This window comes from Azospirillum sp. Marseille-Q6669 (genome assembly GCF_965111635.1).
Genome location: NZ_CBCOOP010000005.1, coordinates 626155 through 652176, shown reverse-complemented (window position 1 = coordinate 652176; position 26022 = coordinate 626155). Strand labels below are relative to the sequence as shown.

Sequence of the window (26022 nt, the reverse complement as noted above, 5' to 3'; positions counted from 1 at the left end):
GCTGAACGTGACCGGTGGCCCGGTGGAGGAGCGGTCCCTGGCCTATGCAGGCCTGTTCAGCTCCGCCGCCGCGACGACCACCCTCTTCCGCGCGGAGGATTTCCAGCCCTGGCGGGCCGATCACCGCCTGCTGGAGGAGCGCCGCGCCGGGCTGCACGCGATCCAGGACGCGGTGGAGGCCAACGGGGCGACGCGCTTCCTGCTGCTGATCGCGCCGGACAAGGGCACGGTCTACGCCGATTTCCTGCTCGATCCGCCGCCTCAGCGGTCCGCGGTGGATGAGGTCATGGCCGCCGATCCGACGCTCCAGGCGGTGCCGCTGGCCTCCGGCCTGACGGCGCTGGCCGCCGGCGGGGTGCGCGACCTCTACGCGCCCAACGGCAGCCGCTGGGGGCTGGAAGGGCAGCTCTACGCGGCACGGACGGTCGCCCGCACGCTGGGGCGGCTGGGCGTGCTGTCCGGCGCCACCGATCCCTCACCCGACGTCGCCATCCTGCCCTGCCGGCCGGGCCAGGGCGACTGCGCCCCCACGCGCACCCAAACCGACTGATGGACAGGACCAGGAGGAACCGCCCAGCCATGGCTCAGGACCAATTTTCGGCAAACAGCGTCCCGGCGGACGTGGCCCACGGCGTCGTGGCGATCGTCGTCACCCACAACCGCCTGCCGCTTCTGGCCACCTGCGTCGCGGCGATCCTCGGCCAGCACCCGCGGCCGGAGCGGCTGGTGGTGGTGGACAGCGGCTCCAGCGACGGCACGCCGGAGTGGCTGGCCGCTCAGGCGGAGGAGTGGGACGACGCGCTGGTCGTGGTGCGGCAGGCCAACTGCGGGTCCGCCGGCGCCTACCACACCGCCTTCGAGACGGCGCTCGGTCTCGGCGCCCGCTGGATCTGGAGCACCGACGACGACGGCATTCCGCAGCCCGGCGCGCTGGCCGAACTGCTGGCCCAGGCGCGGCACCACGGCCTGTCCATGGTCGGCCCGCTGGTGCTGGCGGCGGAGGACCGCTCCACCCTGGCCTTCCCCATGCAGGGCACCCGCGACCCGGACAGCCTGATGGCGCGGGCGGTTGACGGGCTGGTGCCGGGCACCATCGCCCTGTTCAACGGCACGCTGATCGGGCGGGCGGTGTTCGAGCGGATCGGCAACGTGAAGCGCGAGATGTTCATCTGGGGCGACGAGTACGAGTTCACCCTGCGCGCGCGCCGCGCCGGGCTGAAGGTCGGCACGGCGGTGAAGGCGCTCCACATCCATCCCGGCATGTCGCGGACGGAGCACAAGGTGCTGGGCGGTCGGCTGGGCACGGTGGAGACGATGCGGGCCGACCGGGCGCCGCATTTCTTCCGCAACATGGGTTACATCCACGCCAACTACGAGAAAGCCGGGGTGATCCCGCGCATGATCGCCAAATACACCGCCCATTATCTGGTGAACCGGGACTTCCGTAGCCTGCGGGTCTTCCTGGACAGCTACCTGTCCGGCCTGCGCGACGAGTATCCGGAGGAGCTGAAGCGCCCGCCGGTCCGGCTGCCCCTGCCCGAGCGGCCGCGCACCGCCTCGTCCTCCTCCAGCGAGGTCGCCTGATGCCCACCGTCAGCGCCGTCATCGCCACCTTCAACCGCGCGCCGGAGCTTCGCACCGCGCTGTCCCGCCTGCTCGCCCAGACGCACCCCGTCGCGGAGATCCTGGTGGTGGACGACGGGTCCACGGACGGCACCGACGCCATGGTGCGGGGGGAGTTCCCCACCGTCCGCTACGTCCGGCTGCCGCACAACGCCGGGCTGATCTACGCCCGCAACTTCGGCTTCGTGAACACGGCGGGCGATTATGTGCTGTCGGTGGACGACGATTCCTGGTTCGCCGAGCCGGACGGCCTCGCCCGCGCGGTGGCCCACATGGAGACGCACGCGGACGTGGCAGCGGTGGCCTGCAACATCGAGACGCGCGACGGGCTGATCTATTTCCCGCCGCAGGCCGATCCCTTCGACGCGCCCTGGTACGTCGGCTGCGGCCATCTGCTGCGCCGCCGCGCGGTCGCCGCCGTCGGGCTCTACATTCCAGAGTTGTACCGCCAGGGGGAGGAGAAGGACCGCTGCCTGCGGCTGATCGGCGCCGGCCACCGGGTGGTCGCCCTGCCCGGCATCATGGTCTATCACGACAAGAGCGAGAAGGGCCGCAAGCCGGGGCTGGAGCGTTTCTACAACCACCGCAACGACCTGATCCGCGAGATCGCCCGCTGCCCCGCCGGCCTGCTGCCCTGGCGCTTCGCGCGGAGCTGGATCGGCAACAGCTGGAAGAACCTGCGCCACGGCCCACGGCTGACCGACCTCAAGGTCCTGCTGGCCCTGCCGGAAATCCTCCGCATCGGCCTGAAGCACCGCGCGCCCGTGAGCGAGGACGCCTACCGCCGTTGGCTGCACCTGTCCAAGACAGCCGCACCCGGCCTTCCCCAACCCGACCCGACCCCAAGCCACAATCCCTCCCCGCCCAGCGGAGGAGGGTTAGGGTGGGGCAAGCCGCCCCCTTGAAGCCCTCCCCTACGCCGACGTCCGCGCCAGATGGTGCCCGATCGCCGTGCGCAGCTTGTTCAGGCGGCGCGGCAGCTTGCGGAGCTGGCGCAGCACGGCGGGCTGCGGCGGGTTGATCGGCTCGCTCAGCAGGTCGGGGGCCATGCGGCGGATCAGTTCCGCCTGATGCTGGCTGGAGCGGCGGACATCCACCGGCATGGCCAGGGCGATCGCCAGGAAGTCCGCGCAGTTGCCGACCTGGAAGAGCTGCCGACCGGTCAGGTCCACCCCCTGGTCGATGGCCGACAGCCAGCCGGCCACCCGCTGCTCCAGATAGAAGCGGTCGCGCAGGTCCATCGTGCCGCCCGGCAGGACGTCCGGCGTCTTCACCACCCAGGCCAGCCACTCGCGCAGCGCCTCGCAATGGGACGGCGGGTTGTAGAGCTTGCCGCGGAAGGCGTCGAACATCCGGGCGGCGGTATCCTCGCCGTCGGCGGCAAGGCCCGGCGGAATCTGACCCCAGTAGAAGCAGCGCGCCACCTCGAAGACGCCGCCATGCAGGACCACGGCACCCTCCGGCACGCCGTCCCAGGCGCCGTTGGCGTAGAACTCGCCGTCCATCGCCGCGGTGTGACCGCCGGTGTGGGCGGCATAGTCCCGCGCGCGCTGGGCGTCCAGCGGGGGGCAGGGGATCAGGTGATGCTCCACCCCGGCCAGCCGGGCCAGCTTCGGCGGCAGCTTGCGGTCGCCCGGCGTCAGGTCGCGATGGTCGAAGGTGAAGGTGGCGAAGGGCACCTCGGCCTTCTGCGCGGCGGCCAGCAGCAGCCGCGTGTCGTAGCCGGCGGTGAGCTGGAGCATCAGCGGGCGATGGCCGCCCTCCGGTCCCGACAGCGTCCGGTGCAGGTTGCGGATGGCGGTGACCAGGATGGATTCCATCCGCTCATAGGCGAGCGAGTCGGAAAAGCCCGGCGGAACCGCGGGAAAGGGCCGGCGGAAGGTCAGGAAGCCCGGATCGTCCATCGGGCGGGCCGGGTCGAGCACCTGGGTCGGCAGCAGCCGGCGCACCCCCGCCAGCCCGGAGCCGGGCAGCGGGTACCAGTCCAGCCCGGCCTCGTGCGCCAGCGGGCGGCGGAAGCTCGCCTCCTCGCCCAGCAGTTCGGCCATCACCCCGGCGCTGGAGGTGAGCGTCAGGGCGCCATCCACCATCCCGTAGAAGCAGCCGAGCGTCCCGCCGGTGTCGAGATGGACCGCGCGGTTGTTGAGCAGCAGCCAGCGTCCCGTCCAGGAGCGGCACAGCTCCGCGATGTCCCCGGCGCTCGACGCGGCCAGCGCCTCCACCGGGTCGGGGCGCGCCGGGTCGGTCTGCACGGGCAGCCCCAGCAGATGCCAGACCGTCTTGTCGGCGCCCAGCACGCGCCGGACCGGCAGGTCGGGACAATGGGACAGGACGAGCCCGCCGATGTCACGGCTCACCCAATCCGGACGGAGCGCGTGGGTGTTTTTGGACACGATGAATTGCCGCCGGTGCAGCATGCCGACTTCCCCCGGACCTTTCGCGAATGTCAGGGGGTAAACACGCCGCACGGCAAGGGAGGCAGGGCCCTACCCCTTTTCACCCTCCTTTGCGCCACCCTTCTTGCCTTCGCCCATCCGAACGGAGAATATTTCCCACGCTTGGGTGGCAGCGCGTGATTGACTCCGGGGGTCGGTACCTCTATACAGCGGGGCTCATTTTTTGCCCTGAGATCGAGGAGTATGGTGCCGTGAAACGCACGTTCCAGCCCAGCAAAATCGTGCGCAAGCGCCGGCATGGCTTCCGCGCCCGCATGGCGACCGTCGGTGGCCGCAAGGTGATTGCCCGCCGTCGCGCCAAGGGCCGCAGTGTCCTGAGCGCCTGATACGCATGGCGGCGCCGGACCCCAGGGTCGGGCGCCTGAAGCGGCGGCCGGAGTTTCTGGCCGTGGCCGGTACACGGCGCAAGCATGTGGCTCCCGGCCTTATCCTGCAGGTGCGCCGACACGACGAACGGCAGCGGCCCGCCCCTGGCGAGCCGCCGATTCGTCTTGGCCTGACGGCGAGCCGCAAAGTAGGGAACGCGGTCGTGCGCAATCGCGCACGCCGCCGCCTTCGCGAAGCGGCCCGTCAAATTCTGATCGCCCACGCGGCCCCCGGTCACGATTTCGTGCTGGTGGCCCGCGCCGCGACGGCCGAACGGCCGTGGACGGAGCTGCTGGGCGATCTGATCGCGGCGCTGAAACGCCTCGGTCTGTGGCGCGACGTCTCTAAGAGCGACGCGTCCAGGAACGAGGTGAATGGCGGGCCAAACGCCGTCACACCCAAAGGCGGGACCGGCAACGGTTCCGGCGGCGGGGAGGTCGGCGCGTGAGCCCGCTCGCCTATTTTCTGCGCGCGCTCGTGGTCGGCTATCAGTGGACCCTGTCGCCCTTCATCGGGTGGCACTGCCGATTTCAGCCGACCTGTTCAAACTATGCGCTGGATGCGCTATCTAAGCACGGAGCGATCCGGGGCAGTTGGCTGACCGTCCGGAGGCTTCTGCGCTGCCATCCCTGGGGCGGGTGGGGATATGATCCCGTGCCCGAGCCGGGGCGGTCCACCCGCTGTTCGCACGGGCCGGACGACGCGGCGCATCGATGCAGCAATTCGCATGCCGGCCTGAAAACCGGCGTTCGGCCCCCTTCTTAACAGAAGGCCCACGGCAACCGGGATGCCATGACCGATCAACGCAACCTCATCCTCGCGATCGCTCTGTCGATCGCCATCCTCCTGGGATTCCAGTATTTCTACGATGGACCCCGGGTGAAGCAGCAGCAGGCTGCGCAGCAGGCCGCCCAGACGGAGCAGTCGGTCGCCCCCGGCGCCGCGCCCGCTCCGGGCGCCGCTCCCGGTTCGGTGCCCGGCACGGCGGCTCCCGCCACGGTCCGCGACCGCGCCGGCCTGCTCGCCGAGCAGATGGCCGCCGGAACGCGCGTCAAGATCAACACGCCGTCGCTGCACGGATCGGTCAATCTGGTTGGGGGCCGCATCGACGACCTGACGCTGGCCGACTACCGCGTCACCCCTGATCCCAAGAGCCCGGAAATCGTGCTGCTGGCCCCCGCCGGCACGCCCGAGGCCTATTACGCCGAGTTCGGCTGGGTTCCGGAGGACAAGTCACAGCCGGTTCCCGGCGCCGACACCCGTTGGACCGCCGCCGGCACCGCGCTGACCCCGGACCAGCCGCTGACCCTGACCTGGGACAACGGCAAGGGTCTGGTGTTCGAGCGGACCATCGCGGTCGATCCGAACTTCATGTTCACGATCACCCAGAAGGTGCGCAACACCGGCTCCGCCCCGGTCAGCCTGCTGCCCTACAGCCTGGTCAGCCGCGCCGGCACGCCGCACACCGACGGCTACTACATCCTGCATGAAGGCCCGCTCGGCGTCTTCGACGGCAAGCTGAACGAGCACAAGTACGACGACCTGCGCAAGGCCGGCACCATCTCCGCCCAGTCGACCGGCGGCTGGATCGGCATCACCGACAAGTATTGGCTGGTCTCGCTGGTCCCCGACCAGAAGGCCCCGATCACCGCCCGCTTCGTCCACTCCGCCCCCGGCGCCGCCGACCGCTATCAGGTCGACACGCTCGGCAAGGCCGTGGAGGTCGCCCCCGGCGCCACCATCGAACTGACCGACCGCCTGTTCGCCGGCGCCAAGCAGGTCCGGCTGCTCGACGACTATTCGGACAAGCTGGGCATCGCCAACTTCGATCTGGCGATCGACTTCGGCTGGTTCTACTTCCTGACCAAGCCGTTCTTCTACGGGCTGGACCTGCTGGGCCGCCTGTTCGGCAACTTCGGCATCGCCATCCTGGTCTTCACCGTGATCGTCAAGGCGGCCTTCTTCCCGCTGGCCAACAAGTCCTATCACGCGATGGCCAAGATGAAGAAGCTGCAGCCCAAGATGATGGAGCTGCGCGACCGCTTCGGCGACGACAAGGTCCGCCTGAACCAGGAGATGATGGCGCTCTACAAGCGCGAGAAGGTCTCGCCGGTGTCGGGCTGCCTGCCGATCCTGATCCAGATCCCGGTCTTCTTCGCGCTGTACAAGGTGCTGTTCGTGACCATCGAAATGCGGCACGCGCCGTTCTTCGGCTGGATCCACGACCTGTCCGCGCCCGATCCGACCACCATCTTCAACCTGTTCGGTCTGATCCCGTGGCAGCCGCCGCACATCCTGATGCTGGGCCTGTGGCCGATCATCATGGGCATCACCATGTACTTCCAGCAGAAGCTGAACCCGGCACCGCCCGATCCGGTGCAGCAGAAGGTGTTCCAGTTCCTGCCGATCATCTTCACCTTCATGCTCGCCAGCTTCCCGGCTGGTCTGGTGATCTACTGGGCCTGGAACAACACCCTGTCCATCGCCCAGCAGTGGATCATCATGCGGCAGGACGGTGTGAAGGTGACCTGAGGGTTCTCTTCACCTGATACCCGGCTTCCCTGACTTCAGGGCATCGACCGCCGGCAAGCGCCTCCCTTGACGGGCGTTTGCCGGCGGTTATGTTTTGGGCCGGTCACGATCATCCGTACCCCGTGTCTTTCGAAAGCGCCGTCCATGACCTCTTCCAGCAGCTCCCCGATCTCCGGTTTCGACGAGGAGGCCCTGGAAGCGGGGCGGCTTCTGTTCGCCAAGGAATGCGACTTCATCTGGGGCGCCCAGACGGCGGAGCAGTTGCCGGAGGCCGACCTGCCGGAGGTCGCCTTCGCCGGACGGTCCAACGTCGGCAAATCCAGCCTCGTCAACGCGCTGACCGGGCGCAAGACGCTGGCCCGCACCTCCAACACGCCGGGCCGCACCCAGCAGCTCAACTTCTTCAACCTCGGCAACCGGCTGAAGTTGGTCGACATGCCCGGCTACGGCTACGCCAAGGAGTCGAAGGAGAAGATCGAGATCTGGAACGACATGGTCCGCCGCTTCCTGCGCGGCCGCGTCACGCTGCGCCGGGCGCTGGTTCTGGTCGATTCGCGCCACGGGCTGAAGCCCAACGACGAGGAGATCATGACGATGCTCGATCAGGCGGCGGTGCCCTACGTCGTCGTCCTGACCAAGTCGGACAAGGTGCGGTCGCAGGAGCTGGCCGAGGTGAGCAAGCGCACCGTGGCGGCCCTGAAGAAGCACCCCGCCGCCTTCCCGGAAATCCACGCCACCAGCGCCGAGAAGGGCCAGGGCATCGCGGAGCTGCGGGCCAGCCTCGCCCAGCTCGCCAGCCTGGGATGACCCGATGCCCGTCGAGCTGACGCCGGCCCTGCTGTTCCTCATCCAGGCCATCCTGCTGATCGCCGGCCCGTTCCTGCTGTGGCGGCTGTCCGGCCTGAAGCATGTGGCCCCGATGGTGGTCATCCAGATCCTGTTCGGGATCGCGCTCGGCCCGTCGGTTCTCGGGCAGGCCGCCCCGGAAATCTGGCAACCGCTGTTTGCCAAGGGATCGCTGGCGCCGCTCTCCGGGCTGGCTCTGCTCGCCGTGGTCTTCTTCGCCTTCCTGACCGGGCTGCATCTCGATCTGGAGGAGTTCAAGGGGCGCGGGCGCGCCTTCGTCGGGATCAGCCTGTCGAGCATGATGGTGCCGACCCTGCTCGGCGGGGGGCTCGGCTGGTGGATCGTCGGCGCCTTTCCCGAGATGGCCGGGCCGAAGGCCGACCCGCTGTTGTTCGCCGCAGGCTTCGGCATCTGCGTCGGGGTTACCGCCCTGCCGGTGCTGGGGGCCATCCTGCGCGAGATGGGGCTGATCGGGGAGCGGGTCGGGCGGCTGGCGCTGGGCTATGCGGCGGTCAACGACGCGCTGCTGTGGCTTCTCATCACCGCCGTGCTGGCTCTGGCGGCGGGGGGAAGCGGCGGCTTCGCCGGGGTGGCGTGGATCGCCGTCCTCGGCTTCGCCTATCTGGCCGCGACGGAGCTGTTCGCGCGCCCCCTGCTGACCCGGCTGATGAACCGCATCGCCCCGGACGGCTCGGTCGGCGACATGGTGGTGGTGGTCACCTGCGCCGCCCTTCTCGGCTCGGCCGCAGTGACGGAGCTGATCGGGCTGCACTACATCCTGGGCGCCTTCGTCGCCGGCACGGTCATGCCGCGGCGGCTGGCGGCGGCCATCCTGGACCGGCTGGAGCATTTCGCCACGCTGATCCTGCTGCCCTTCTTCTTCACCCTGACCGGGCTGAAGGTCAATCTCGACCTCGCTGCCTCGGCGCAATGGTGGGTCTTCGCGCTGGCGACGGTGGCGACCATCCTGGGCAAGGTCCTGGGCACCGCCCTGCCCGCCCGGCTGTCGGGCGAAAGCGCCGCTGATTCCTGGCGGCTCGGCACGCTGATGTCCTGCAAGGGGCTGATGGAGGTCATCGTCCTGACCATCCTGCTGGAGGCCGGGGTGCTGTCGGAGGCCTGCTTCTCCGCCATGGTGCTGATGGCGGTGGTGGTCACCGCGCTGACCCAGCCGATGACCCTGCTGGCCGGGCGGATCGCCGCCCGCCGGGCGGGCCACGCCGGCACAGCCTGACCCGTCAGCCGGGTTTCCGCACGTTTCCGGTCACCACCGGATCGGCGCCCGGCCCCTCAGACCCGGCCTTTCCGTCCCCGCGCGCCTGCTCCTTCAGCGCCTTGTTGGCCTCCGTCACCTCCTGCGCGTCGGAGGAGCCATAGATCTCCTCGGCCCGCCGGGCGGTCTCCTCCATCTCGGCCTTGTGAGCCTCGGTGAAGGGGTTGCGCGGGGTCGGCATGATGCGGTCGTTCATGGCACCGTCCTTTGCGGTTCATCCTACCCCGGGCGAACCGCCGGGCGCGGCGAGGGTTCCCGGTCGCGGCGCCCCCCTGAAAAAGCCCCCTAGGCACCCCCGGCGCTTTCCGTTAAAGAGTCGGCGGAATCTCACCCGATTGGCCCACCCCGACGAACGGCTCCATCCCGTGCAGAACACGACCCGCGACGAGTGGCTCGCCAAGGCCCGCACCCTGTCCGAAGCCCTGCCCTACATGCGCCGCTACGCCGGGCGCACCTTCGTCATCAAGTACGGCGGCCACGCCATGGGTGACGACAGCCTGGCGGAAAAGTTCGCCCGCGACATCGTCCTGCTGAAGCAGGTCGGCATCAACCCCGTGGTCGTGCACGGCGGCGGCCCGCAGATCGGGCAGATGCTGCAGCGGCTGGCCATCAAGTCCAGCTTCATCGACGGCCTGCGCGTCACCGACAAGGAGACGGTCGAGGTGGTCGAGATGGTGCTGGCCGGCTCCATCAACAAGCAGATCGTCGCCGCCATCAACAACGCCGGCGGCCGTGCTGTCGGCCTGTCGGGCAAGGACGGCAGCCTGATCACCGCGCGCAAGCTGCGCCGCACACAGCGCGACCCGGACAGCAACATCGAGAAGGTGCTGGACCTCGGCTTCGTCGGCGAGCCCTATCAGGTGAACCCGCAGATCCTCACGTCGCTGGCCCAGTCGGACATCATCCCGGTCATCGCCCCGATCGGCTTCGACCGCAACGGCGACACCTACAACATCAACGCCGACACCGCGGCGGGTGCCGTCGCCTCGGCGCTGGGCGCCACCCGCTTCTTCCTGCTGACCGACGTCGCCGGCGTTCTGGACAAGAACAAGGAACTGGTGCCGCGCATGTCGCTGGATCAGGCGCGCGCCGCCATCGCCGACGGCACCGCGACCGGCGGCATGATCCCGAAGATCGAGACCTGCATCGACGCCGTCGAGCAGGGCGTGGACGCCGCCGTCATCCTGGACGGCCGGGTGCCGCACGCCCTGCTGCTGGAGATCTTCACCGAGGGCGGCGCCGGCACGATGATCGGCCGCGAGTGACCGGCTAAGCGAAGGGGACCCGCCATGTCCGACGTGCGCAAGGACCTGCTCCGCCAGATGAAGGCCATCCGCGAACGGATGGACCCGAAGCTGCTGGAACGCGCCAAGCTGTCGGTCTTCGGCAAGGTCCCCTACGACCGCGACTCGGCGAAGGAGGCGGTCGGGCATTTTCTCGACTCCAAGGACGACGGCGGGGCCTTCCGCCGCAAGCTGGAGGCCGCGCTGCGCCAGGACGGCGCACCCGTCGACCTGCCGGATGGGGACGCCGCGAGCGACTCCTCCGGCCCCGCCGAGGAGCCGTCCCAGCCGCGCAAGCCCCGCCGTTTCGGCCGCCTCCTCTAAGATCCAGGGGGCCGCCATGCTCCACGTCTTCGCCTGCGACGGTGACCGGCTGCGCTGGGCCCGCGAGGCCGAGGGCGCCCGCACCCCCCTGCCCGCCGAGGCCGTCTGGCTCGACCTACAGAACCCGACCCCGGAGGAGCTGGTCCGCGCCGAGGCGCTGATGGGCATCAAGCTGCCGACTCGGGAGCAGATGGCGGAGATCGAGGAATCGAGCCGCCTGCGCATCATCCCCGGCGCCGTGCACATGACCGCGCTCGTCCTGGTCTGGGCCGACACCGACCAGCCGCGCATCGTGCCGGTCAGCTTCGTCCTGGCCGGCGGGCGGCTCGCCACCATCCACGCCGTCGATCCGCAGCCCTTCCTGGCCTTCCGCCGCCGCGTCACCCGCAGCGGCGGCGCGGAGTTGACGGCCGAGGCGGTCCTGGCCGCCCTGCTTGATGGCGTGGTGGAGCGCACCGCCGCCGTTCTGCGCCGCGTCGGGCTGGAATTGGACACCATGGGCAGTCGCGCCTTCCGCGGGCGCGCCCTGCCGGTCAAGGGCGAGCGACGGGACGACACCCGCACGCTGAAGCGCATCGGCCACACCGGGCATCTGATCGGCAAGGCGCATGTCAGCCTGTCGACGCTCAACCGCCTGCTGACCTTCCTGGCCCGCGGCGAGGGCTGGACCCCGGCCAAGCGGACCCGGCGCTGGGCGCGCGCCGCCCTGCAGGACGTGACGGGGCTCGGGGAGTACGCCCAGTTCCTGTCCGGGAAGGTCAGCCTGCTGCTGGACACCACGCTGGGCCGCATCAACGTGGAGCAGAACGAGATCGTGAAGATCGTCTCGATCCTGACGGTCGCCCTGTTCCCGCCGACCCTGGTCGCCAGCATCTACGGCATGAACTTCGTGGCCATGCCGGAAAAGGACTGGACCTTCGGCTATCCGCTGGCGGTGATGCTGATGATCCTGTCGGCGACGCTGCCGATGATCTACTTCAAACGGCGGCGCTGGCTGTAACCCCCGCTCAGCCGATGGCGAGCGCCAGCGCCCAGCCCAGCACGACGAGGTTGACGGTCAGCGTGACCGCCATGCCCGGCGCCCGCACATAGGGGTGGATCAGGTAGCCCGCCCAGAACAGCAGGCGGCCCAGCACGAACAGCGCGGTCGCCAGTCGGGCGAATCCCAGGGCGGGCAGCGGCATCTGCGCCACCAGCGCCGCCAGGGCGGGCACGAAGATCAGCGTCTGCTCCACCGTGTTGGTCAGCACGCGCTGGCTGACCCGGTAGAAGCGCGACTCGGCGTCGTCGATGGGGTTCAGGGCGACGGAACGGGCGCGGGCGACCAGCACCCCGCCCACCGTCAGGAACAGCAGCAGCGCCGGCCACAGGGCGAGCCGGCCCCAGAAGGCCATGCGCGCGCCCGGATCGGCGATGTCGGGCGGCGGGGCGAACAGCGGCGGCAGCAGCCACAGGGCCAGCAGCGCCACGACAACCGCGGCGAGGTTGACGGTGGCCGCCAGACGCAGAAGACGGGTCTTGGAGGGACGGGTCTCCGGTGCGGCGGCCATGACGCCTTAGCCCAGGCCCTTCTGGCCCATGTCAAGGAACTTCTGGCGGCGCTGGGCGCGGATCGCCGCGCCGTCCAGCCCGTCGAGATCGCCCAGCGACTCCTCGATGGCGTCGCCCAGCGCCTTGACGGTCTCCGCCGGGTCGCGATGGGCGCCGCCGATCGGCTCGCTCACCACCCGGTCGATGACGCCGAGTTCCTTGAGGTCGTGGCTGATCAGGCGCAGCGCGACGGCGGCCTCGCCGGCCATGTCGGGGTTGCGCCACAGGATCGACGCGCAGCCCTCCGGCGAGATGACGGAGTAGATGGCGTGCTCCAGCATCAGAACCCGGTCGGCCGTCGCGATGGCGATGGCGCCGCCGGACCCGCCCTCGCCGATCACCGCAGCCACCATGGGCACGGTCAGGCGCAGGCAGCGCTCGATGCTCTTGGCGATGGCCTCGGCCTGGCCGCGCTCCTCCGCCTGGACGCCGGGGAAGGCGCCGGCGGTGTCGACCAGCGAGACGACCGGCAGTTTGAAGCGGTCGGCGAGGTCCATCAGGCGCTGGGCCTTGCGGTAGCCCTCGGGCTTGGCCATGCCGAAGTTGTGGCGCACGCGCGTTTCGGTGTCGTGGCCCTTCTCCTGCCCGATCACCACGACCGAGCGGCCGCGGAAGCGGCCCAGCCCGCCGATGACCGCGCGGTCTTCGGCGAAGCCGCGGTCGCCGGCCAGCGGCGTGAAGTCGTCGATCAGCCCCTTCACATAGTCCAGACAGTGCGGACGGTTGGGGTGGCGGGCCACCTGCACCTTCTGCGCCGGGGTGAGCTTCGCGTAGGTCTGCCGGAGGAGCTTGTCGACCTTGGTCTGCAGCTTCGTCACTTCGTCGGCGATGTTGATGTCGCCGGCGTTGGTCAGGTGGCGCAGTTCCTCGATCTTGCCTTCAAGCTCGGCGATCGGCTTTTCGAATTCCAGGAAGGTTTGCATGCCGGAAGGATCACGGACCGAATAGGATAGGACGCGGACGTCGCGGACCGGCCTTGGTACCACGGTGCGCGGCGGCGATGCCACAGCTTATCGCGCGAATCGCCGGCCAAAACTGACCAGAAGCACGCCCAGGACGATCACCGCCGCCCCGCCCCACACCCATGGGGAATAGCGCTCCCCGAACAGCAGCGTCCCGGTGCCCAGCCCGACGGAGGTCGCCACGTAGCCGATCTGGCTGAGATAGACCGGCCCGGCGACGATTTGGAGCCGGAAATACAGCACGTAGGTCAGCGCCGTCACCGCGATCTGGAGCAGGGCCAGTCCGGGCGCGAGACCCAGCGCCGGAAGCTCCGCCACCGCCCCGGTGCCGAGCAGCGCCAGCAAGACCCAGCCCGCCCCGCCCAGCATGGTGCCCGCCGCCAGCGCCACCGGCTGCCCGCCCGGCGGCCAGGCCACGGTGCGGTAGACGTTGCCCGCCGCGACCGACAGCGGCATGACGAAGGCCAGCGCCATCCAGCCGGCCAGATCGGGCGAGGGCAGGCTGCCGCGCGGCCCGACGATCATCAGCGCGCCGACGAATCCGAGCAGAATGCCCGCCACCCGCCCGCGGTCGGGCTTTTCGATCCGCACCGCCACGGCCATCAGCAGCGTCAGAATCGGCGGCAGCGTGTAGACCACCGCCGACAGCCCGCCCCCAGCCAGGGCATGACGAAGAACAGCACCACGTTGGGCAGCGCCATGGACAGCAGCCCCGACACCGCGAAGTAACGCAGGTACCGCCCGGTCAGCGGCATCGGTTGCCGTTTGACGCGCGCCATCCCGGCCAGGATCCCCCGGCGCCCAGCATCATGGAGAAGGCCCAGGGCAGCGGCGGCACGCCGGCCGCCTGCGCGATCTTGGTGACCGGAAAGATCACCCCGATCAACCCGCCGACCAGGAGCAGCAGCGCAAGCGATTCGGCCCCGCGCGAGACCGGCGGGAGGTTGGCGGATGGAAGGGTCAATGTCAGACCCGCGGGGTCCGGGGCTACGACGCCAGCCGTCTTCCAGATCGTCCGGAAAAGCCGGGTCGAGGGTCTGCTCCACCGTGAAGGGGCTGTCCTCGGAAAAACGCTCCACCGGCAGATCGGTTTCGCGGGCGGCCTCACGCCGGGCAAGCTGGTAGGCCTTGGCGAACAGCGCGGGCAGCTTGGGCGTCAGGCTGGGGTTGTCCTCCAACACAAGGGCCGCGTTGTCCCGCTCCCGCTGGATGCTGTTGCGCCAACTCCGCGACCGGCGGGCGGGTTGTTCCTGCCATTTCAGGAGATGCAAAAGAATCAGGCGCAGGCAGCTTCGCAGACGGTCGGCCTCGCTGCGGCCCATGCTCTCGATCTCCTCCGCGAGGTTTTCGGCGTCCACTTCGGACAGCTTGCCGGCGCGCAGAAGCCCGGCCTGCTCCTGCGTCCAGCCGTAGAAATCGTCTCCATACGCGGCGGCGTTGCGTCCCATGGCGGCCCCTTCGGGTGATGTGCCGACACCAATATGGTGAACACGCCGTGGGCTTGGCAACGCCCTCACGCCCCCTGCGCGACGATGCGGTCGTAGGCCGGCAGGGTCAGGAAATCCACGAAGTCGTCCCGCTCCACGAGGTCGCGCAGCATCACCGCGGCGTCCTCGTACAGTCCCCGTTCGAAGGCGCGATCGCCGACGCGGGCCTTCCAGGCGGCCAACTCCTCGGCAATGGTCTCGTCCACCAGCTCCATGGTCACCGGGCGACCGTCGTCCAGCGCGGCGCCGTGGTGGACCCACTGCCAGAGCTGGGTGCGGCTGATCTCGGCGGTGGCGGCGTCCTCCATCAGGTTGAACAGCGGCACGCAGCCGATGCCGCGCAGCCACGCCTCCAGATAGCCGATGGCGACGGCCACGTTGTTGCGCAGGCCGCGCTCCGTCTTCGGCCCCTCCGGGACGGCCAGCAGGTCGGCGGCGGTCACGCTGACGTCGGCGCGCTTGCGGTCGATCTGGTTGGGCTTGCGCATGTAGGCGTCGAAGACCTCCCGCGCGACGGGAACGAGGCCGGGGTGGGCGACCCAGGTGCCGTCATGGCCGTTGGACACTTCCCGCTCCTTGTCGGCGCGGACCTTGGAGAAGGCCACCTCGTTGGCCGCCGGATCGTCTTTCACCGGGATGTAGGCGGCCATGCCGCCGATGGCCGGGGCGCCGCGGCGGTGGCAGGTCTTGACCGCCAGCAGGCTGTAGGACTGCAGGAAGGGCGTCGCCATCGTCACCTCCGCCCGGTCGGGCAGGACGGCGGCGGGGTCGTTGCGGAAGGTCTTGATGAAGCTGAAGATGTAGTCCCAGCGCCCGCAGTTCAGCCCGGCGGAATGGTCGCGCAGCTCGTAGAGGATCTCGTCCATCTCGAAGGCGGCCAGGATGGTCTCCACCAGCACCGTGGCCTTGATCGAGCCATGCGGGATCTTGAGATAATCCTCGGCGACCGAGAACACCTCGTTCCACAGTCGCGCCTCGAAATGGCTTTCCAGCTTCGGCAGGTAAAAATAGGGGCCGGAGCCGTGGGACAGCAATTCCTGCGCGTTGTGAAAGGTGTAGAGGGCGAAGTCGAACAGCGCGCCGGACACCGGTTCGCCGTCGAATCGGACATGCTTCTCCGCCAGATGCCAGCCGCGCGGACGGACCTTGAGGACGGCGGTCCTGTCGTTCAGCCGGTACTTCTTGCCCGACACCGGATCGTCGAAGGCGATGGTCCGGCGCACGGCGTCGCGCAGGTTGACCTGTCCGTCGATCAGGTTGGCCCAGGACGGGCAGCTCGAATCCTCGAAATCCGCCATGAAGACCTTCGCGCCGGAATTCAGCGCGTTGATGATCATCTTGCGGTCCACCGGCCCGGTGATCTCCACCCGGCGGTCGAGCAGGTCGTGCGGCAGCGGCGCGATGGTCCAGTCGGCCTCGCGGATGGCGCGGGTTTCCGGCAGGAAGTCCGGCGTGTGGCCCTGGTCGATCAGCGCCCGCCGCTTGGTCCGCACGTCGAGCAGGCGCAACCGTTCCGACCCGAACCGCCCCTCCAGCTCCGCCAGGAAGGCCAACGCCTCCGGCGTCAGGATCGTCTCGAAGCCCGGCGTGATCGGACCCAGGATCTCAAGCCCGGAGATGGTCGTGGCCATGCGGTTCCCCCAGTTCGTCGCGAGGGCGGTCCGGCGCACTCGCCTGCCAACCCCATTAGGACAAGGGCTATACCACAGCGGGAGAAGCCGCCATAGCCGGATTGGCATCCTTTGAAAGGGGCAACCCTTTTGCGCGCAACACTATTGCGTACGAACGGTTTTTCGCCGGGCCAGCGGGTGATGCTCGTGAACGACCTGTTTCAGACGCTCCGACACCACGTGGGTGTAGATCTGGGTGGTGGCGATGTCGGCGTGCCCCAGCATCTTCTGGACCGAGCGCAGGTCCGCCCCACGGTCGAGCAGATGGGTGGCGAAGGCGTGGCGCAGGACGTGAGGGCTGACCTTCTCCGGGTCGATGTTCGACTCGATGGCCAGCTCCTTCAGCAACTGGGCGAAGCGCTGGCGCGTCAGGTGCCCGTTGGTGGAGCTGCGCGATGGGAAGAGGAAGGCGATCGGCCCGTTCTCCCGGCCAGCCAAAATGAAGTGGCTCCGCCAGGGCAGATAGGCGCCCAGCGCGGCGGAGGCCGGTTCGGACAGCGGCACCATGCGCTCCTTCCCGCCTTTGCCGCGCACGATCAGCCCGCGCCCGTCGCGCAGGATGGCGGCCATCGGCAGGCCGACCAGTTCCGACACGCGCAGACCGGTGGCGTAGAGCACCTCCAGAAGCGCGACCAGCCGCAGCCCTTCCGGACCGCCGCGGGTCTGGGCGGAGTCGATCATCCGCGTGACCTCCTCCACCGTCAGGATCTTGGGCAGCGGGCGGCCCTGCTTGGGGCTGTCGAGCGCCGAGGCCGGATCGTCCACCCGTCGCCCTTCCGAGACCAGAAAGCGGTAGAACTGGCGCATCGCCGACAGGCGGCGGGCCAGCGTGCGCGGCGCCGGCTTCTGCCCGCCCTCCACATACTGGAAGGCGAGGTAGGCGCGCAGATCCTCCGTCACCGCCTTTTCCAGCGGCTGGCCGCGCTGGGCCAGCCAGAGGGCGAGGTCGGCGAGGTCGCGCTCGTAGGCCATGCGGGTGTTCAGCGCCGCGCCGCGCTCCGCCGTCAGCATGTCCAGAAAGGCGTCGACATGGGGCGAGGCCGCGATCGGGCGCGGTTTGCAGGGGCGCCCGCGCCGCTTCGGCTGGGCTTTTGGCGGGGTCGTTTTGGGCATGGGACTCATCCGGCCAGGACCGCGGCGGCTTCACGGGCGATCGCGCGGGCATCGCTGTCCAGACCCACGGCGCGCAGGGCACTGACCACACGCGCCACCACCGCGGGCGGCGTGCCCGCCGGCCCGGCGTTGCCGAGCAGCAGCAGGGCGGCCAGCGCCGTCTCGCCGACGCGCCGGTCGGATGAAGCCTCGGCCAAGCGTTGCCAGAGGGCGGGATCGGCGGTGGGAGGACGGGCGTCCATAGGCGTGGGGGCCGTCTCCTCGGGGTCAGCGGTCCGGCGCCACGCCTCCTCCGGCACGGCGAGGCCCATCGCCTGGAGCAGGGCCAACTGCCCGGCGACGCGGGCGCGGCCCTCCGGATCGGCGCCGCGCAGCGATTCGTCCAGCCAGCCGGCGAGGCCCAGCGCCCCACCGCCCGGCGGCGGACCGAGCGCGATGACGGCGAGCGGCCACAGCCGCGCCACCTCCGCCGTGGGACGGCTGCGCAGGGCGAGATCGTACCAGCGCTTGCCCTTGTCGGCCCGACCCAACGCGAAGCAGAGCCGCGCGGCGGCGGGGGCCAGGGCGGCGGCGTCCGGAGTCGGCGACAGGGTGTCGAGCATGTCCGCCACCACCGCCCCCACCGGACCGGCCAGCATCGGCGGGTCGAGAAGCTCCAGCGCCAGCCCGGCCAACTCCACCCGCCGCCCGCCGCCCATGGCGGCGAGCATGGCCTGCTGCACCAGCGCGCGGGTGCGGGCCGTGCGGTCGCGGGCCGCGGCGTCCTTCAGCCGCAGCAGCTCGTCCCCCTTGGCCGGGGCGGCGCGGTACGCCTCCGCCAGCCGCCGGGAATCGAGGAACAGGGCGGTGGCGGCGCGCTCCGCCGCGGTCATGCGGGTCGCCGGGTCGGTGCCATTGTTGGACGCCACCGCGGCCAGACGGGCCGGGTCGGTCAGGGACAGCACATCCGGCGGCAACCCGGCCTGGACCGTCCGCAGAGCGGCCAGGGTCAGCGGGCTGGGGTCCTTCAGGATGCGCAGCCGGACCGCCGGGCCGCCGGCCATCGCCTCGGCCACCCGCAGGAAATCGGGATCGCCGCCGGGCTGCTCACGCAGCATCTCGAAGGCGAGGTCGTCCCCCGCCGGGGCAGCCCCGGCCTCGGTGGGCATCACCCCGCCGATCCGCCCGGCGCGCAGGCGGCAGAACAGCGCCACCCTCTGCCAATAGGGGCCGGTGAAGGGCTTGGCACGCTCCGTCGCGGCGGCGCAGTCCAGAGGGCCGGCGAGCAGTTGGGCGTCGGTCACGGCGCGGGCGGCGGCCTCGTCGGCCGTCATCGCCTCGGGCAGCAGAGCGGCAAGGTCAGCCGCGCCCCGCGGGTCGCCCATGTCTGCCAGCTTCTCCACCCGTAGCGCGCCGAAGCGGCGCACCGGCTCGGGTTCGCCCGGAGCGGCCGCGGGCGAGCCGCGGCTGAGCAGCAACCGGCGCTGCAGCTCCTTCACGGCGGGCGACGGGGTGAGGGTGGGCAGCTCCGGCAGCAGGGCCAGCACCTCGGCGCGCGGGATGCCGCGCCAGGGGTCGCCGCCCAGTCCGGCGGCTCCCTCCAGAGGCCCGGCGCCGTCGGGGTCGAGCGGCCCCAGCGTCTCCACCGCAATGGCCGAGGGCGACGCCACGGTGGGCACCACGTCGAAGGACGGCGTATGGACGGGCGGCGGAGCGGCGGGCGGGGTCAGCGGTAGCGGAGCAGCGGACGGTCCCGGCGAGGCCAGCGGATCGTCCAGGACCCGCCCGGCCCCGGATTCGACGTCGGGGACGGCCATCCGTTCCGGCGGCGGAAACAGGCGGATCGGCGGCCCGGAAGGCACGGCCTGGGTATAGGCCTGGGCCAGCGCCGGCGTCGCCGCTCCCATCAGGGCTGCGGACACAGCCAGGGCCAGAGGGGCCAACCCGAGAGAAGCGGCGGCAAACATGGAAACGGCGCCGGCTCCGACCCGTCCGCCCCGTGGCGGAGCGGCAGACCGGCGGCGGCGCCCGGCGGCGTCCCCGGCGTCAGCGGGGGAACCGCTCATCCGGAATGACCTTTTCCACCGTCTTGGACGGTGCCGGCATGTCCCAGGAGGCAAGGAAGGCCATGCCACCCCCGATGACGAAGAGGAACAGGACGAAAAGAATGGAAATAACCCGGCTCATGGCGATTGGAGTCGTGTTTCTGTGGAAGGAACGGCGGCGCTGTATCACGGTCTGCGTCCGTGCGGCTTGGGACAAGGGTGCGCTTTCATGCTAATCATCGCACACCGTCCGCACCGCTGGCCCGATGGCCGATGAACGCCGGACGTACCACTTTAGCCACGGGGGCGCCGCTGCGCAACATGCGCAGGCCCCTGCGACCGAATCGAACACCGGCACCCCGGTCTCGCATCAGGAAAGTCCACAGCACCATGACCGCCCGCCTACCACCGCAGGGACAACCGCAAGCCCCTTCGAAGATTCTGCCGAAGACGGTGGTGCTGGTCGGCTTGATGGGCGCCGGGAAAAGCGCGATCGGGCGACGGCTGGCCGCGCGGCTGCACCTGCCCTTCGTCGATGCCGACACGGAGATCGAGACGGCGGCGGGCTGCTCCATCGCGGAAATCTTCGCCCGCGACGGCGAGGCGGTGTTCCGCTCGGTGGAGCGGCGGATCATCACCCGGTTGCTGACCGAACAGCCGGTGCACATCCTGGCGACCGGCGGCGGCGCCTTCATGGACCCGGAGACGCGCGCGGCCATCCGCGCCCACGGCCTGTCGGTCTGGCTGCGCGCCGAACTGGACGTGCTGCTGGCCCGCACGGCACGGCGCACCCACCGCCCGCTGCTGAACGCCGGCGATCCCAAGGAGATCCTGAGCCGGCTGATGACCGCCCGCTACCCCGTCTATGCGGAAGCCGACCTGACGGTGATCAGCGACGAGCGCCCGCCGGAAGCGACCGTGGAGCAGGTGATCGAGGCGCTGGAGGCGCATTTCGGCATCACCCTGCCCCACTCGCATCACCATCATCACCGCCACCCGGCGCATCACCACCACGACAAGCCCTGATCCCGCCATGACCAAAACCGTCACAGACACCGTCCGCCTCGACCTCGGTCCGCGCAGCTACGACATCCTGGTCGGCGACCGGGTGCTCGACGGCGCCGGAGCGCGCATCGCCGCGATCACCAAGGGCAAGGCGCCCATCGTCGTCACCGACGAGAACGTCGCTCCGCTGCACTTGCCGACGCTGGAACGCACACTGCGCGACGCCGGCATCGAGCCGACCCAGGCCATCGTCCTGCCGGCGGGCGAGAAGACCAAGGACATCGCCCATTTCGAACGGCTGATGGACGCCGTCCTGGCGCGCGGGATCGAACGGTCGGCGGTCCTGCTGGCGCTCGGCGGCGGGGTGATCGGCGACATCACCGGCTTCGCCGCCGCCTCGGCGCTGCGCGGCATCGACTTCATCCAGGTGCCGACCACGCTGCTGAGCCAAGTGGACAGCTCGGTCGGCGGCAAGACCGGCATCAACAGCCCGCACGGCAAGAACCTGATCGGCGCCTTCCACCAGCCGCGTCTGGTCATCGCCGACACCGCCACGCTGGATACCCTGCCGCGGCGCGAGGTGCTGGCCGGCTACGCCGAGGTGGTGAAGTACGGGCTCATCCGCCTGCCCGGCTTCTTCGCCTGGCTGGAGGCGAACGGCGAACGGGTGGTCGCCGGCGACAGCGATGCCCGCCGCCACGCCGTCACCGAAAGCTGCCGGGCCAAGGCCGCCATTGTCGGCGTGGACGAGCGGGAGAGCGGCGACCGCGCCCTGCTGAACCTCGGCCACACCTTCGGCCACGCGCTGGAGGCGGCGACCGGCTTCGGCTCTCGCCTGCTGCACGGCGAGGCGGTGTCGATCGGCATGGTCCTGGCCTTCGACCTGTCGGTGCGGCTGGGGCTGTGCCCGCCGGCGGACGCTGAGACGGCGCGCGCCCATCTGGCCCGCGTCGGTCTGCCGGTCCGTCCCACCGACGTGCCCGGTGTGGAATGGGACGTCGACGGGCTGATCCTGTCCATGGCCAAAGACAAGAAGGTCAAGGACGGGCGCATCGCTTTCGTGCTTGTGCGCGCGTTGGGTGACGCCTTCACCCAGCGCGACGTCGATCCGGCGGTGGTGCGTGCGCTACTGGAGGATGCCGTCGCGCGCTGATGCGCTGCACCATAATCCCTTGACCGTTGGGGTGGCAAACTGTCAGAGTTAACGACAGTTCCGATTCGCGTCCAAGATGCGAGAAAAAGCCGCCCCACAAAGGGAGAAGGGACATGCCGAACCGCAAGCTCATCCCCGACGTCATCAAGGATCAGCAGCTCGTCTGCCTGTCCCCGGAGGCCAGTGTCCACGACGCCACCGTTCTGATGGCGGAACGCCGCGTCGCCGCCCTCTTGGTCACCCAGGACCAAGCGGAAGGCGGCCGGTCGCTGAAGGGCATCTTCACCGAGCGCGATCTCGCGGCCCGCGTCGTCGCCCCAGGCCGCGATCCAGCAGCGACCCGGCTCGCCGAGGTCATGACCGCTTCTCCCGACACGCTGGGACCGGACGCCCACGCCTACGAAGCGCTGGACCTGATGGAGCGCCACCATTACCGCCACCTGCCGGTCACCGCGAACGGCGAATCGGACGGCATGGTGATGGGCATCGTCTCCATCCGCGACCTGTTCGCCGTGGTCCGCGCTCATCTGGAGGACGAGATCCGCGACCGTGAGGCTTTCATCTTCGGGTCGAACTACTCCGCCGGCGCTCCTCCATAACCCCAGGCACAGCGCCTCGGCGCGTAATGCTGCAATGCGGTGAAGCCGGCTTGACCTGAACGCTGGCCCCACCGATATTCCCGGGTACGCCCCAACAATCAGGCCGTCCGAACTAGGCCGAACGTCAGAGAGTCCCATGCCGCTGTCCGAACCCGCCGCGCGCGAACCGATCCACATCCGGGAAGTCACCTGCCGGGGCTATCGGCGGACCGATGGGCTGTGGGATGTCGAAGGCCATCTGACCGATGTGAAGAGCTACGCCTTCCACACCGAGCAGCGCGGTCAGATCCTGCCCGGCGACCCGGTGCACGGCATGTGGCTTCGCCTGACGGTGGACAACGACCTGATCGTCCAGGCGGTGGAAGCGGTGACGGAGAAGAGCCCCTACCGCACCTGCGGCTCCGTCACACCCAATTTCCAGCGGCTGGTCGGGCTGAAGATCGGGCCGGGCTGGACCCGCGCGGTGAAGGAGCGGCTGGGCGGCGTCCAAGGCTGCACGCATCTGGTGGAGCTTCTGGGGCCGATCGCCACCACCGCCTTTCAGACCATCTATCCCATCCTGGCGCGCGAACAGGCCGAGAAGGCCCGGGCGGCCGGCGGCGAGGCGGGCAGCAAGGAGGACATGCTGCGCACCAAGCGCCCGGTGCTGCTGAACACCTGCCACATCTTCGACAGCAACGGCGAGGTCGTGCGGAAGAACTGGCCCGACCACTACACCGGCGACCGTCCGCGCGACGCCGCGGACTGAGGCGGCGGTCGGGGCCGACCGGTCTTCATCCGCATCGGACACAGCTTACCGGACAGACACATAAGGGCGCATCCTGTGGACGCGCCCTTTATCTTCTGCCGATCGGAATGCTCCTCCTGTCACGCTTCCAGCGCGGACCGCAGGCCCTCGATCGCCGCGCCCGGCTTTGCCGCCGGCGGCAAAGCCGATGCCGTGGTGCCGGCCCCGCTTTCCGTACGATCCAGCTCGTCGAGCGGTGGCAGGTCGAAGGGCGTCCCCACGAAGGGATCGCCCCCGCCGTGTCCGGCCTGGACATGACCGTCCTCGGTGCAGGCCCGGCGGAAATAGGCTGCGATGAAGACGCGGACCGCCGAGGTCAGGGTGACCTCCGCATTGTCCGCGCCCGGACCGCGCCGCCGGACCTGCTCGTCCAGCCGGTCCTTGATCAGCGTGCAGAGGCCGTTGACCGTCAGGCCCTCGCGGCGGGCGATGTCCTCCAGAGCGTCCCACATGGTCGGCTCCAGACGCATGCTCGTGCGGCGCCCGGCAATCATGATGTTCATGCTCTTCAGCGGTTCCACACACGCGTTGGGATTCACTGTTAACCGCTTCTTCGGCCCGCGCTTCGCCATACGCCGCCCTCTCCACGAACCCGCCGGACGACGCGCGAAAAGTGCATCGCCCACGGCGCATTGATTGGTTGCATGCGCTGCACTCTACTAAATACAGCGAGAATTGCAACCACGGCAGCACTCCAATTATGTTTGAAGACGGAAAAGAACCTCTAGTAGTTGCATGCGTATGTATGCATTTGCAGGTGGCGCTTTTCCCTTGCTGCACGGGCGGCGGCCCGGCGTTCTTGTCGGCGTTGCTGTCAGCGGGCCTCTTCGGGGGTCAGCGTGGTCAGGCCGAGGGCGTGAACGCGCTCCGCCATTTCTTGGGCGAGCAGGCCATAGACCAGCCGCTGGCGCTCCACCCGCGACTTTCCGGCGAAGGCCGCGGAGACGATGGTGACGTGAAAATGCGTCTCGCCTTCCGGGTGGGCGCCGCCATGGCCGGCGTGCCGGCCGGAGTCGTCCTGGATGTCGAGCCGCTCGGGGGCCAGCGCGTCAGTCAGCTTCCGGCGCATGCGGGTGGCGTATTCCATGGGGGTCCTCATTGGGTTTGGGCGGGGTCGGGTTTGGGATTGAGGTGACGGCGCGGCACCGCTCCCGTCAAGCCGCCAATGCCGCAGACCGGCCATTTTCCGCAGTTCGGCACCGCCCCCTTGCGTGCGCTTGCCAGAAAGGATGCCTCTTCCCATACTTCGCACATGAGCAAGCCACGCACCCGCTACGATTTCAGCCGCTACGACCAGCCGCGCACCGCCGTGCGCGCCTGCGATCATCCGGGCTGTGCGGGCGAGGGCGCGTACCGGGCGCCGAAGAGCCGCCGGCAGCTCAACGACTACTACTGGTTCTGCCTGGACCATGTGCGCGAATACAACCGCGCCTGGGACTATTACGCCGGCATGAAGCCCGAGCAGATCGAGGCCGAGGTCCGCCGCGACACCACGTGGCAGAGGCCGAGCTGGCCGCTCGGCTTCTGGGGGGTGCAGGAGAAGTTCCTGCGCGACCGCGCGATGCACGGCTTCAGCTTCGAGTTCGGGCGCGAGGCCGGCAAGGACCAGTCCGAGGAGAGCAAGCAGCGCCGCCAGGCCGCCCGCAGCGCGGAGGAGGAGGCGCTGGTCGTCCTCGACCTCGCCCCGCCGGTGGATTTCCCGCGCATCAAGGCGCGCTACCGCGAGCTGGTGAAAATCCACCATCCCGACGCCAATGGCGGGGACAAGGCGGCCGAAGAAAAGTTGAAGGAGATCAATCAGGCCTACAACACGCTGAAAGCCTGCTATGGTGCGTAACCCCGACGGTTGGCCGGACCAGATTGGCCGGGCGGCCCCGACAACAGACACGTTGGAACGATAAGAACCTCCCATGCCTTCTCAAGGAGCCACCCAGGCCAGCTCGGCCCTGTTCGATCACGTTCCCGACATCACCCTGTCGGTGCGTCAAGTGTTCGGCATCGACAGCGACATGCAGGTGCCGGCCTTCAGCCAGCGCACGGAGCATGTGCCGGACATCGACGAAGCCTACCGCTTCGACCGCGACACGACGCTCGCGATCCTGGCTGGCTTCGCCTACAACCGTCGCGTCATGGTCCAGGGCTATCACGGGACCGGCAAGTCCACCCACATCGAACAGGTGGCCGCGCGCCTGAACTGGCCCTGCATCCGCATCAACCTGGACAGCCACATCAGCCGCATCGACCTGATGGGCAAGGACGCCATCGTCCTGCGCGACGGCGTTCAGGTGACGGAATACCGCGAAGGCATCCTGCCCTGGGCGCTGCAGCACGCCTGCGCGCTGGTCTTCGACGAGTATGACGCGGGCCGTCCCGACGTGATGTTCGTAATCCAGCGCGTGCTGGAGGTGGAAGGCAAGCTGACCCTGCTCGACCAGAACCGCGTCATCCGCCCGCACCCGGCCTTCCGCCTGTTCGCCACCGCGAACACCGTCGGTCTGGGCGACACCACCGGCCTCTACCACGGCACGCAGCAGATCAACCAGGGCCAGATGGACCGCTGGAACATCGTGGCGACGCTGAACTACCTGCCGGTGGACGCCGAGGTGAAGATCGTCGCCTCCAAGGTGCCGGAATACGACAGCGAGGCCGGCCGCAGGACCGTGGCGTCGATGGTGCGCCTGGCCGATCTGACCCGCGCCGGCTTCATCAACGGCGACATCTCCACCGTGATGAGCCCGCGCACGGTCATCACCTGGGCGCAGAACGCCAACATCTTCAACGACATCGCCTTCGCGTTCCGGATCACCTTCCTGAACAAGTGCGACGAGGTGGAGCGGCCGACCGTCGCCGAATACTACCAGCGCTGCTTCGGCACCGAGTTGCCGGAGACGGGAGTGCAGGCGAACCTGGTGTGACGGGGGGCGAGCCG

At 69.4% G+C, this 26022-nt stretch carries 30 protein-coding genes; 18 read left to right on the top strand and 12 right to left on the bottom strand.

Translation table 11 applies throughout. From position 1 onward, the window contains the following. The first annotated feature begins 7 nt into the window (after positions 1-7). Genes ACWPXE_RS28395 through ACWPXE_RS28385 form a run of 3 tightly spaced genes read left to right on the top strand, consistent with a single transcriptional unit; the run spans position 8 to position 2528 of the window. Positions 8-550, top strand: a complete 543-nt coding sequence (locus tag ACWPXE_RS28395) for an alginate O-acetyltransferase AlgX-related protein (RefSeq protein WP_454020493.1) — start codon at positions 8-10, stop codon at positions 548-550. A gap of 29 nt (positions 551-579) precedes the next feature. Beyond that, positions 580-1584 carry a glycosyltransferase gene (locus tag ACWPXE_RS28390; RefSeq protein ID WP_454020492.1) on the top strand — a complete coding sequence of 335 codons (1005 nt, stop codon included), beginning with the start codon at positions 580-582 and terminating at the stop codon, positions 1582-1584. Continuing rightward, positions 1584-2528 (top strand): glycosyltransferase family 2 protein, encoded by a 945-nt coding sequence (locus ACWPXE_RS28385; RefSeq protein ID WP_454020491.1) that lies wholly within the window; start codon positions 1584-1586, stop codon positions 2526-2528. The genes ACWPXE_RS28390 and ACWPXE_RS28385 overlap by 1 nt, the downstream gene beginning before the upstream one ends. 9 nt (positions 2529-2537) lie before the next feature. On the opposite strand, the gene ACWPXE_RS28380 is transcribed toward ACWPXE_RS28385, so the two are convergent. Next, entirely contained in the window at positions 2538-4040 is a 1503-nt protein-coding gene (locus tag ACWPXE_RS28380) for a hypothetical protein (protein ID WP_454020490.1), read from the bottom strand. Between the two features lie 230 nt (positions 4041-4270). Here ACWPXE_RS28380 and rpmH point away from each other — a divergent pair, with 230 nt between their 5' ends. The 6 genes from rpmH to ACWPXE_RS28350 all read left to right on the top strand — a co-directional run bounded on the left by rpmH (position 4271) and on the right by ACWPXE_RS28350 (position 9057). Then, positions 4271-4405: a 50S ribosomal protein L34 gene (rpmH, locus tag ACWPXE_RS28375; RefSeq protein WP_014239280.1), complete on the top strand. Its 135-nt coding sequence runs from the start codon at positions 4271-4273 to the stop codon at positions 4403-4405. Between the two features lie 5 nt (positions 4406-4410). Then, positions 4411-4893 carry a ribonuclease P protein component gene (rnpA, locus tag ACWPXE_RS28370; protein ID WP_454020489.1) on the top strand — a complete coding sequence of 161 codons (483 nt, stop codon included), beginning with the start codon at positions 4411-4413 and terminating at the stop codon, positions 4891-4893. After that, on the top strand, positions 4890-5210 hold the full coding sequence (gene yidD / locus ACWPXE_RS28365; protein ID WP_079285227.1) for a membrane protein insertion efficiency factor YidD: 321 nt from the start codon (positions 4890-4892) through the stop codon (positions 5208-5210). Before rnpA ends, yidD begins: the two co-directional genes overlap by 4 nt. Positions 5211-5237: 27 nt before the next feature. Then, entirely contained in the window at positions 5238-6977 is a 1740-nt protein-coding gene (gene yidC, locus ACWPXE_RS28360) for a membrane protein insertase YidC (protein ID WP_454020488.1), read from the top strand. Between the two features lie 144 nt (positions 6978-7121). Next, the gene (yihA, locus tag ACWPXE_RS28355; RefSeq protein WP_454020487.1) at positions 7122-7784 is read left to right on the top strand and encodes a ribosome biogenesis GTP-binding protein YihA/YsxC; all 663 of its coding nucleotides are present in this window, start codon (positions 7122-7124) and stop codon (positions 7782-7784) included. Between the two features lie 4 nt (positions 7785-7788). Next, positions 7789-9057, top strand: a complete 1269-nt coding sequence (locus ACWPXE_RS28350) for a cation:proton antiporter domain-containing protein (RefSeq protein ID WP_454020486.1) — start codon at positions 7789-7791, stop codon at positions 9055-9057. A gap of 4 nt (positions 9058-9061) precedes the next feature. On the opposite strand, the gene ACWPXE_RS28345 is transcribed toward ACWPXE_RS28350, so the two are convergent. Then, positions 9062-9292 carry a hypothetical protein gene (locus ACWPXE_RS28345; RefSeq protein WP_454020485.1) on the bottom strand — a complete coding sequence of 77 codons (231 nt, stop codon included), beginning with the start codon at positions 9290-9292 and terminating at the stop codon, positions 9062-9064. Positions 9293-9461: 169 nt separating this feature from the next. On the opposite strand from ACWPXE_RS28345, the gene argB reads away from it, so the two are divergent. From argB to ACWPXE_RS28330, 3 genes are read left to right on the top strand one after another with little or no spacing between them, the layout of a single operon-like run. Next, positions 9462-10361, top strand: coding sequence for an acetylglutamate kinase (argB, locus tag ACWPXE_RS28340; protein ID WP_145625606.1), 900 nt, complete (start codon positions 9462-9464; stop codon positions 10359-10361). A gap of 24 nt (positions 10362-10385) precedes the next feature. Further along, on the top strand, positions 10386-10703 hold the full coding sequence (locus ACWPXE_RS28335; RefSeq protein ID WP_454020484.1) for a hypothetical protein: 318 nt from the start codon (positions 10386-10388) through the stop codon (positions 10701-10703). A gap of 16 nt (positions 10704-10719) precedes the next feature. Then, a complete protein-coding gene (locus ACWPXE_RS28330) occupies positions 10720-11703 on the top strand; it encodes a magnesium transporter CorA family protein (RefSeq protein WP_454020483.1) in 984 nt (327 codons plus the stop codon). 7 nt (positions 11704-11710) lie between these two features. On the opposite strand, the gene ACWPXE_RS28325 is transcribed toward ACWPXE_RS28330, so the two are convergent. The 8 genes from ACWPXE_RS28325 to ACWPXE_RS28290 all read right to left on the bottom strand — a co-directional run bounded on the left by ACWPXE_RS28325 (position 11711) and on the right by ACWPXE_RS28290 (position 19691). Then, positions 11711-12253 carry an MAPEG family protein gene (locus ACWPXE_RS28325; RefSeq protein ID WP_454020482.1) on the bottom strand — a complete coding sequence of 181 codons (543 nt, stop codon included), beginning with the start codon at positions 12251-12253 and terminating at the stop codon, positions 11711-11713. A gap of 6 nt (positions 12254-12259) precedes the next feature. Then, positions 12260-13216 carry an acetyl-CoA carboxylase carboxyltransferase subunit alpha gene (locus tag ACWPXE_RS28320; protein WP_237904345.1) on the bottom strand — a complete coding sequence of 319 codons (957 nt, stop codon included), beginning with the start codon at positions 13214-13216 and terminating at the stop codon, positions 12260-12262. An 87-nt stretch (positions 13217-13303) separates the two neighbouring features. After that, positions 13304-13894: a DMT family transporter gene (locus ACWPXE_RS28315; RefSeq protein WP_454020481.1), complete on the bottom strand. Its 591-nt coding sequence runs from the start codon at positions 13892-13894 to the stop codon at positions 13304-13306. After that, positions 13867-14703 carry a DUF29 domain-containing protein gene (locus tag ACWPXE_RS28310; protein ID WP_454020480.1) on the bottom strand — a complete coding sequence of 279 codons (837 nt, stop codon included), beginning with the start codon at positions 14701-14703 and terminating at the stop codon, positions 13867-13869. The genes ACWPXE_RS28315 and ACWPXE_RS28310 overlap by 28 nt, the downstream gene beginning before the upstream one ends. A gap of 65 nt (positions 14704-14768) precedes the next feature. Further along, positions 14769-16373: a malate synthase A gene (aceB, locus tag ACWPXE_RS28305; RefSeq protein ID WP_454020479.1), complete on the bottom strand. Its 1605-nt coding sequence runs from the start codon at positions 16371-16373 to the stop codon at positions 14769-14771. 141 nt (positions 16374-16514) lie between these two features. After that, positions 16515-17534, bottom strand: coding sequence for a site-specific tyrosine recombinase XerD (gene xerD / locus ACWPXE_RS28300; protein ID WP_237904349.1), 1020 nt, complete (start codon positions 17532-17534; stop codon positions 16515-16517). Next, entirely contained in the window at positions 17531-19570 is a 2040-nt protein-coding gene (locus ACWPXE_RS28295; RefSeq protein ID WP_454020478.1) for a hypothetical protein, read from the bottom strand. Before ACWPXE_RS28295 ends, xerD begins: the two co-directional genes overlap by 4 nt. Then, the gene (locus ACWPXE_RS28290; protein WP_247888010.1) at positions 19551-19691 is read right to left on the bottom strand and encodes a hypothetical protein; all 141 of its coding nucleotides are present in this window, start codon (positions 19689-19691) and stop codon (positions 19551-19553) included. The genes ACWPXE_RS28295 and ACWPXE_RS28290 overlap by 20 nt, the downstream gene beginning before the upstream one ends. A gap of 248 nt (positions 19692-19939) precedes the next feature. Between ACWPXE_RS28290 and ACWPXE_RS28285 the strand changes: the two genes are divergently transcribed. The 4 genes from ACWPXE_RS28285 (at position 19940) to ACWPXE_RS28270 (ending at position 23054) form a co-directional block, all read left to right on the top strand. Further along, a complete protein-coding gene (locus tag ACWPXE_RS28285; RefSeq protein ID WP_454020477.1) occupies positions 19940-20575 on the top strand; it encodes a shikimate kinase in 636 nt (211 codons plus the stop codon). 7 nt (positions 20576-20582) lie between these two features. Further along, entirely contained in the window at positions 20583-21707 is a 1125-nt protein-coding gene (gene aroB / locus ACWPXE_RS28280) for a 3-dehydroquinate synthase (RefSeq protein WP_454020476.1), read from the top strand. A gap of 113 nt (positions 21708-21820) precedes the next feature. Beyond that, on the top strand, positions 21821-22306 hold the full coding sequence (locus tag ACWPXE_RS28275) for a CBS domain-containing protein (protein ID WP_454020475.1): 486 nt from the start codon (positions 21821-21823) through the stop codon (positions 22304-22306). Positions 22307-22442: 136 nt separating this feature from the next. Then, complete coding sequence (locus ACWPXE_RS28270) at positions 22443-23054, top strand: DUF2889 domain-containing protein (protein ID WP_454020474.1); 612 nt, start codon at positions 22443-22445, stop codon at positions 23052-23054. 119 nt (positions 23055-23173) lie between these two features. On the opposite strand, the gene ACWPXE_RS28265 is transcribed toward ACWPXE_RS28270, so the two are convergent. Together ACWPXE_RS28265 and ACWPXE_RS28260 are read right to left on the bottom strand one after the other, a co-directional pair. Beyond that, the gene (locus tag ACWPXE_RS28265; protein ID WP_454020473.1) at positions 23174-23596 is read right to left on the bottom strand and encodes a ribbon-helix-helix domain-containing protein; all 423 of its coding nucleotides are present in this window, start codon (positions 23594-23596) and stop codon (positions 23174-23176) included. A gap of 311 nt (positions 23597-23907) precedes the next feature. After that, on the bottom strand, positions 23908-24180 hold the full coding sequence (locus ACWPXE_RS28260; protein ID WP_014239259.1) for a BolA family protein: 273 nt from the start codon (positions 24178-24180) through the stop codon (positions 23908-23910). A 165-nt stretch (positions 24181-24345) separates the two neighbouring features. On the opposite strand from ACWPXE_RS28260, the gene ACWPXE_RS28255 reads away from it, so the two are divergent. Both ACWPXE_RS28255 and cobS read left to right on the top strand, forming a co-directional pair. Next, on the top strand, positions 24346-24930 hold the full coding sequence (locus ACWPXE_RS28255; RefSeq protein WP_237904357.1) for a J domain-containing protein: 585 nt from the start codon (positions 24346-24348) through the stop codon (positions 24928-24930). Between the two features lie 73 nt (positions 24931-25003). After that, the gene (cobS, locus tag ACWPXE_RS28250; protein ID WP_454020472.1) at positions 25004-26008 is read left to right on the top strand and encodes a cobaltochelatase subunit CobS; all 1005 of its coding nucleotides are present in this window, start codon (positions 25004-25006) and stop codon (positions 26006-26008) included. Positions 26009-26022: the final 14 nt, after the last annotated feature.

Coding starts and splice junctions, on each gene's coding strand:
- ACWPXE_RS28390 (WP_454020492.1), top strand. CDS start 580: ATGGCTCAGGACCAATTTTCGGCAAACAGCGTCCCGGCGGACGTGGCC.
- ACWPXE_RS28385 (WP_454020491.1), top strand. CDS start 1,584: ATGCCCACCGTCAGCGCCGTCATCGCCACCTTCAACCGCGCGCCGGAG.
- ACWPXE_RS28380 (WP_454020490.1), bottom strand. CDS start 4,040: ATGCTGCACCGGCGGCAATTCATCGTGTCCAAAAACACCCACGCGCTC.
- rnpA (WP_454020489.1), top strand. CDS start 4,411: ATGGCGGCGCCGGACCCCAGGGTCGGGCGCCTGAAGCGGCGGCCGGAG.
- yidC (WP_454020488.1), top strand. CDS start 5,238: ATGACCGATCAACGCAACCTCATCCTCGCGATCGCTCTGTCGATCGCC.
- yihA (WP_454020487.1), top strand. CDS start 7,122: ATGACCTCTTCCAGCAGCTCCCCGATCTCCGGTTTCGACGAGGAGGCC.
- ACWPXE_RS28350 (WP_454020486.1), top strand. CDS start 7,789: ATGCCCGTCGAGCTGACGCCGGCCCTGCTGTTCCTCATCCAGGCCATC.
- ACWPXE_RS28345 (WP_454020485.1), bottom strand. CDS start 9,292: ATGAACGACCGCATCATGCCGACCCCGCGCAACCCCTTCACCGAGGCT.
- ACWPXE_RS28335 (WP_454020484.1), top strand. CDS start 10,386: ATGTCCGACGTGCGCAAGGACCTGCTCCGCCAGATGAAGGCCATCCGC.
- ACWPXE_RS28330 (WP_454020483.1), top strand. CDS start 10,720: ATGCTCCACGTCTTCGCCTGCGACGGTGACCGGCTGCGCTGGGCCCGC.
- ACWPXE_RS28325 (WP_454020482.1), bottom strand. CDS start 12,253: ATGGCCGCCGCACCGGAGACCCGTCCCTCCAAGACCCGTCTTCTGCGT.
- ACWPXE_RS28320 (WP_237904345.1), bottom strand. CDS start 13,216: ATGCAAACCTTCCTGGAATTCGAAAAGCCGATCGCCGAGCTTGAAGGC.
- ACWPXE_RS28310 (WP_454020480.1), bottom strand. CDS start 14,703: ATGGGACGCAACGCCGCCGCGTATGGAGACGATTTCTACGGCTGGACG.
- aceB (WP_454020479.1), bottom strand. CDS start 16,373: ATGGCCACGACCATCTCCGGGCTTGAGATCCTGGGTCCGATCACGCCG.
- xerD (WP_237904349.1), bottom strand. CDS start 17,534: ATGAGTCCCATGCCCAAAACGACCCCGCCAAAAGCCCAGCCGAAGCGG.
- ACWPXE_RS28295 (WP_454020478.1), bottom strand. CDS start 19,570: ATGAGCGGTTCCCCCGCTGACGCCGGGGACGCCGCCGGGCGCCGCCGC.
- ACWPXE_RS28290 (WP_247888010.1), bottom strand. CDS start 19,691: ATGAGCCGGGTTATTTCCATTCTTTTCGTCCTGTTCCTCTTCGTCATC.
- ACWPXE_RS28285 (WP_454020477.1), top strand. CDS start 19,940: ATGACCGCCCGCCTACCACCGCAGGGACAACCGCAAGCCCCTTCGAAG.
- aroB (WP_454020476.1), top strand. CDS start 20,583: ATGACCAAAACCGTCACAGACACCGTCCGCCTCGACCTCGGTCCGCGC.
- ACWPXE_RS28275 (WP_454020475.1), top strand. CDS start 21,821: ATGCCGAACCGCAAGCTCATCCCCGACGTCATCAAGGATCAGCAGCTC.
- ACWPXE_RS28270 (WP_454020474.1), top strand. CDS start 22,443: ATGCCGCTGTCCGAACCCGCCGCGCGCGAACCGATCCACATCCGGGAA.
- ACWPXE_RS28265 (WP_454020473.1), bottom strand. CDS start 23,596: ATGAACATCATGATTGCCGGGCGCCGCACGAGCATGCGTCTGGAGCCG.
- ACWPXE_RS28260 (WP_014239259.1), bottom strand. CDS start 24,180: ATGGAATACGCCACCCGCATGCGCCGGAAGCTGACTGACGCGCTGGCC.
- ACWPXE_RS28255 (WP_237904357.1), top strand. CDS start 24,346: ATGAGCAAGCCACGCACCCGCTACGATTTCAGCCGCTACGACCAGCCG.
- cobS (WP_454020472.1), top strand. CDS start 25,004: ATGCCTTCTCAAGGAGCCACCCAGGCCAGCTCGGCCCTGTTCGATCAC.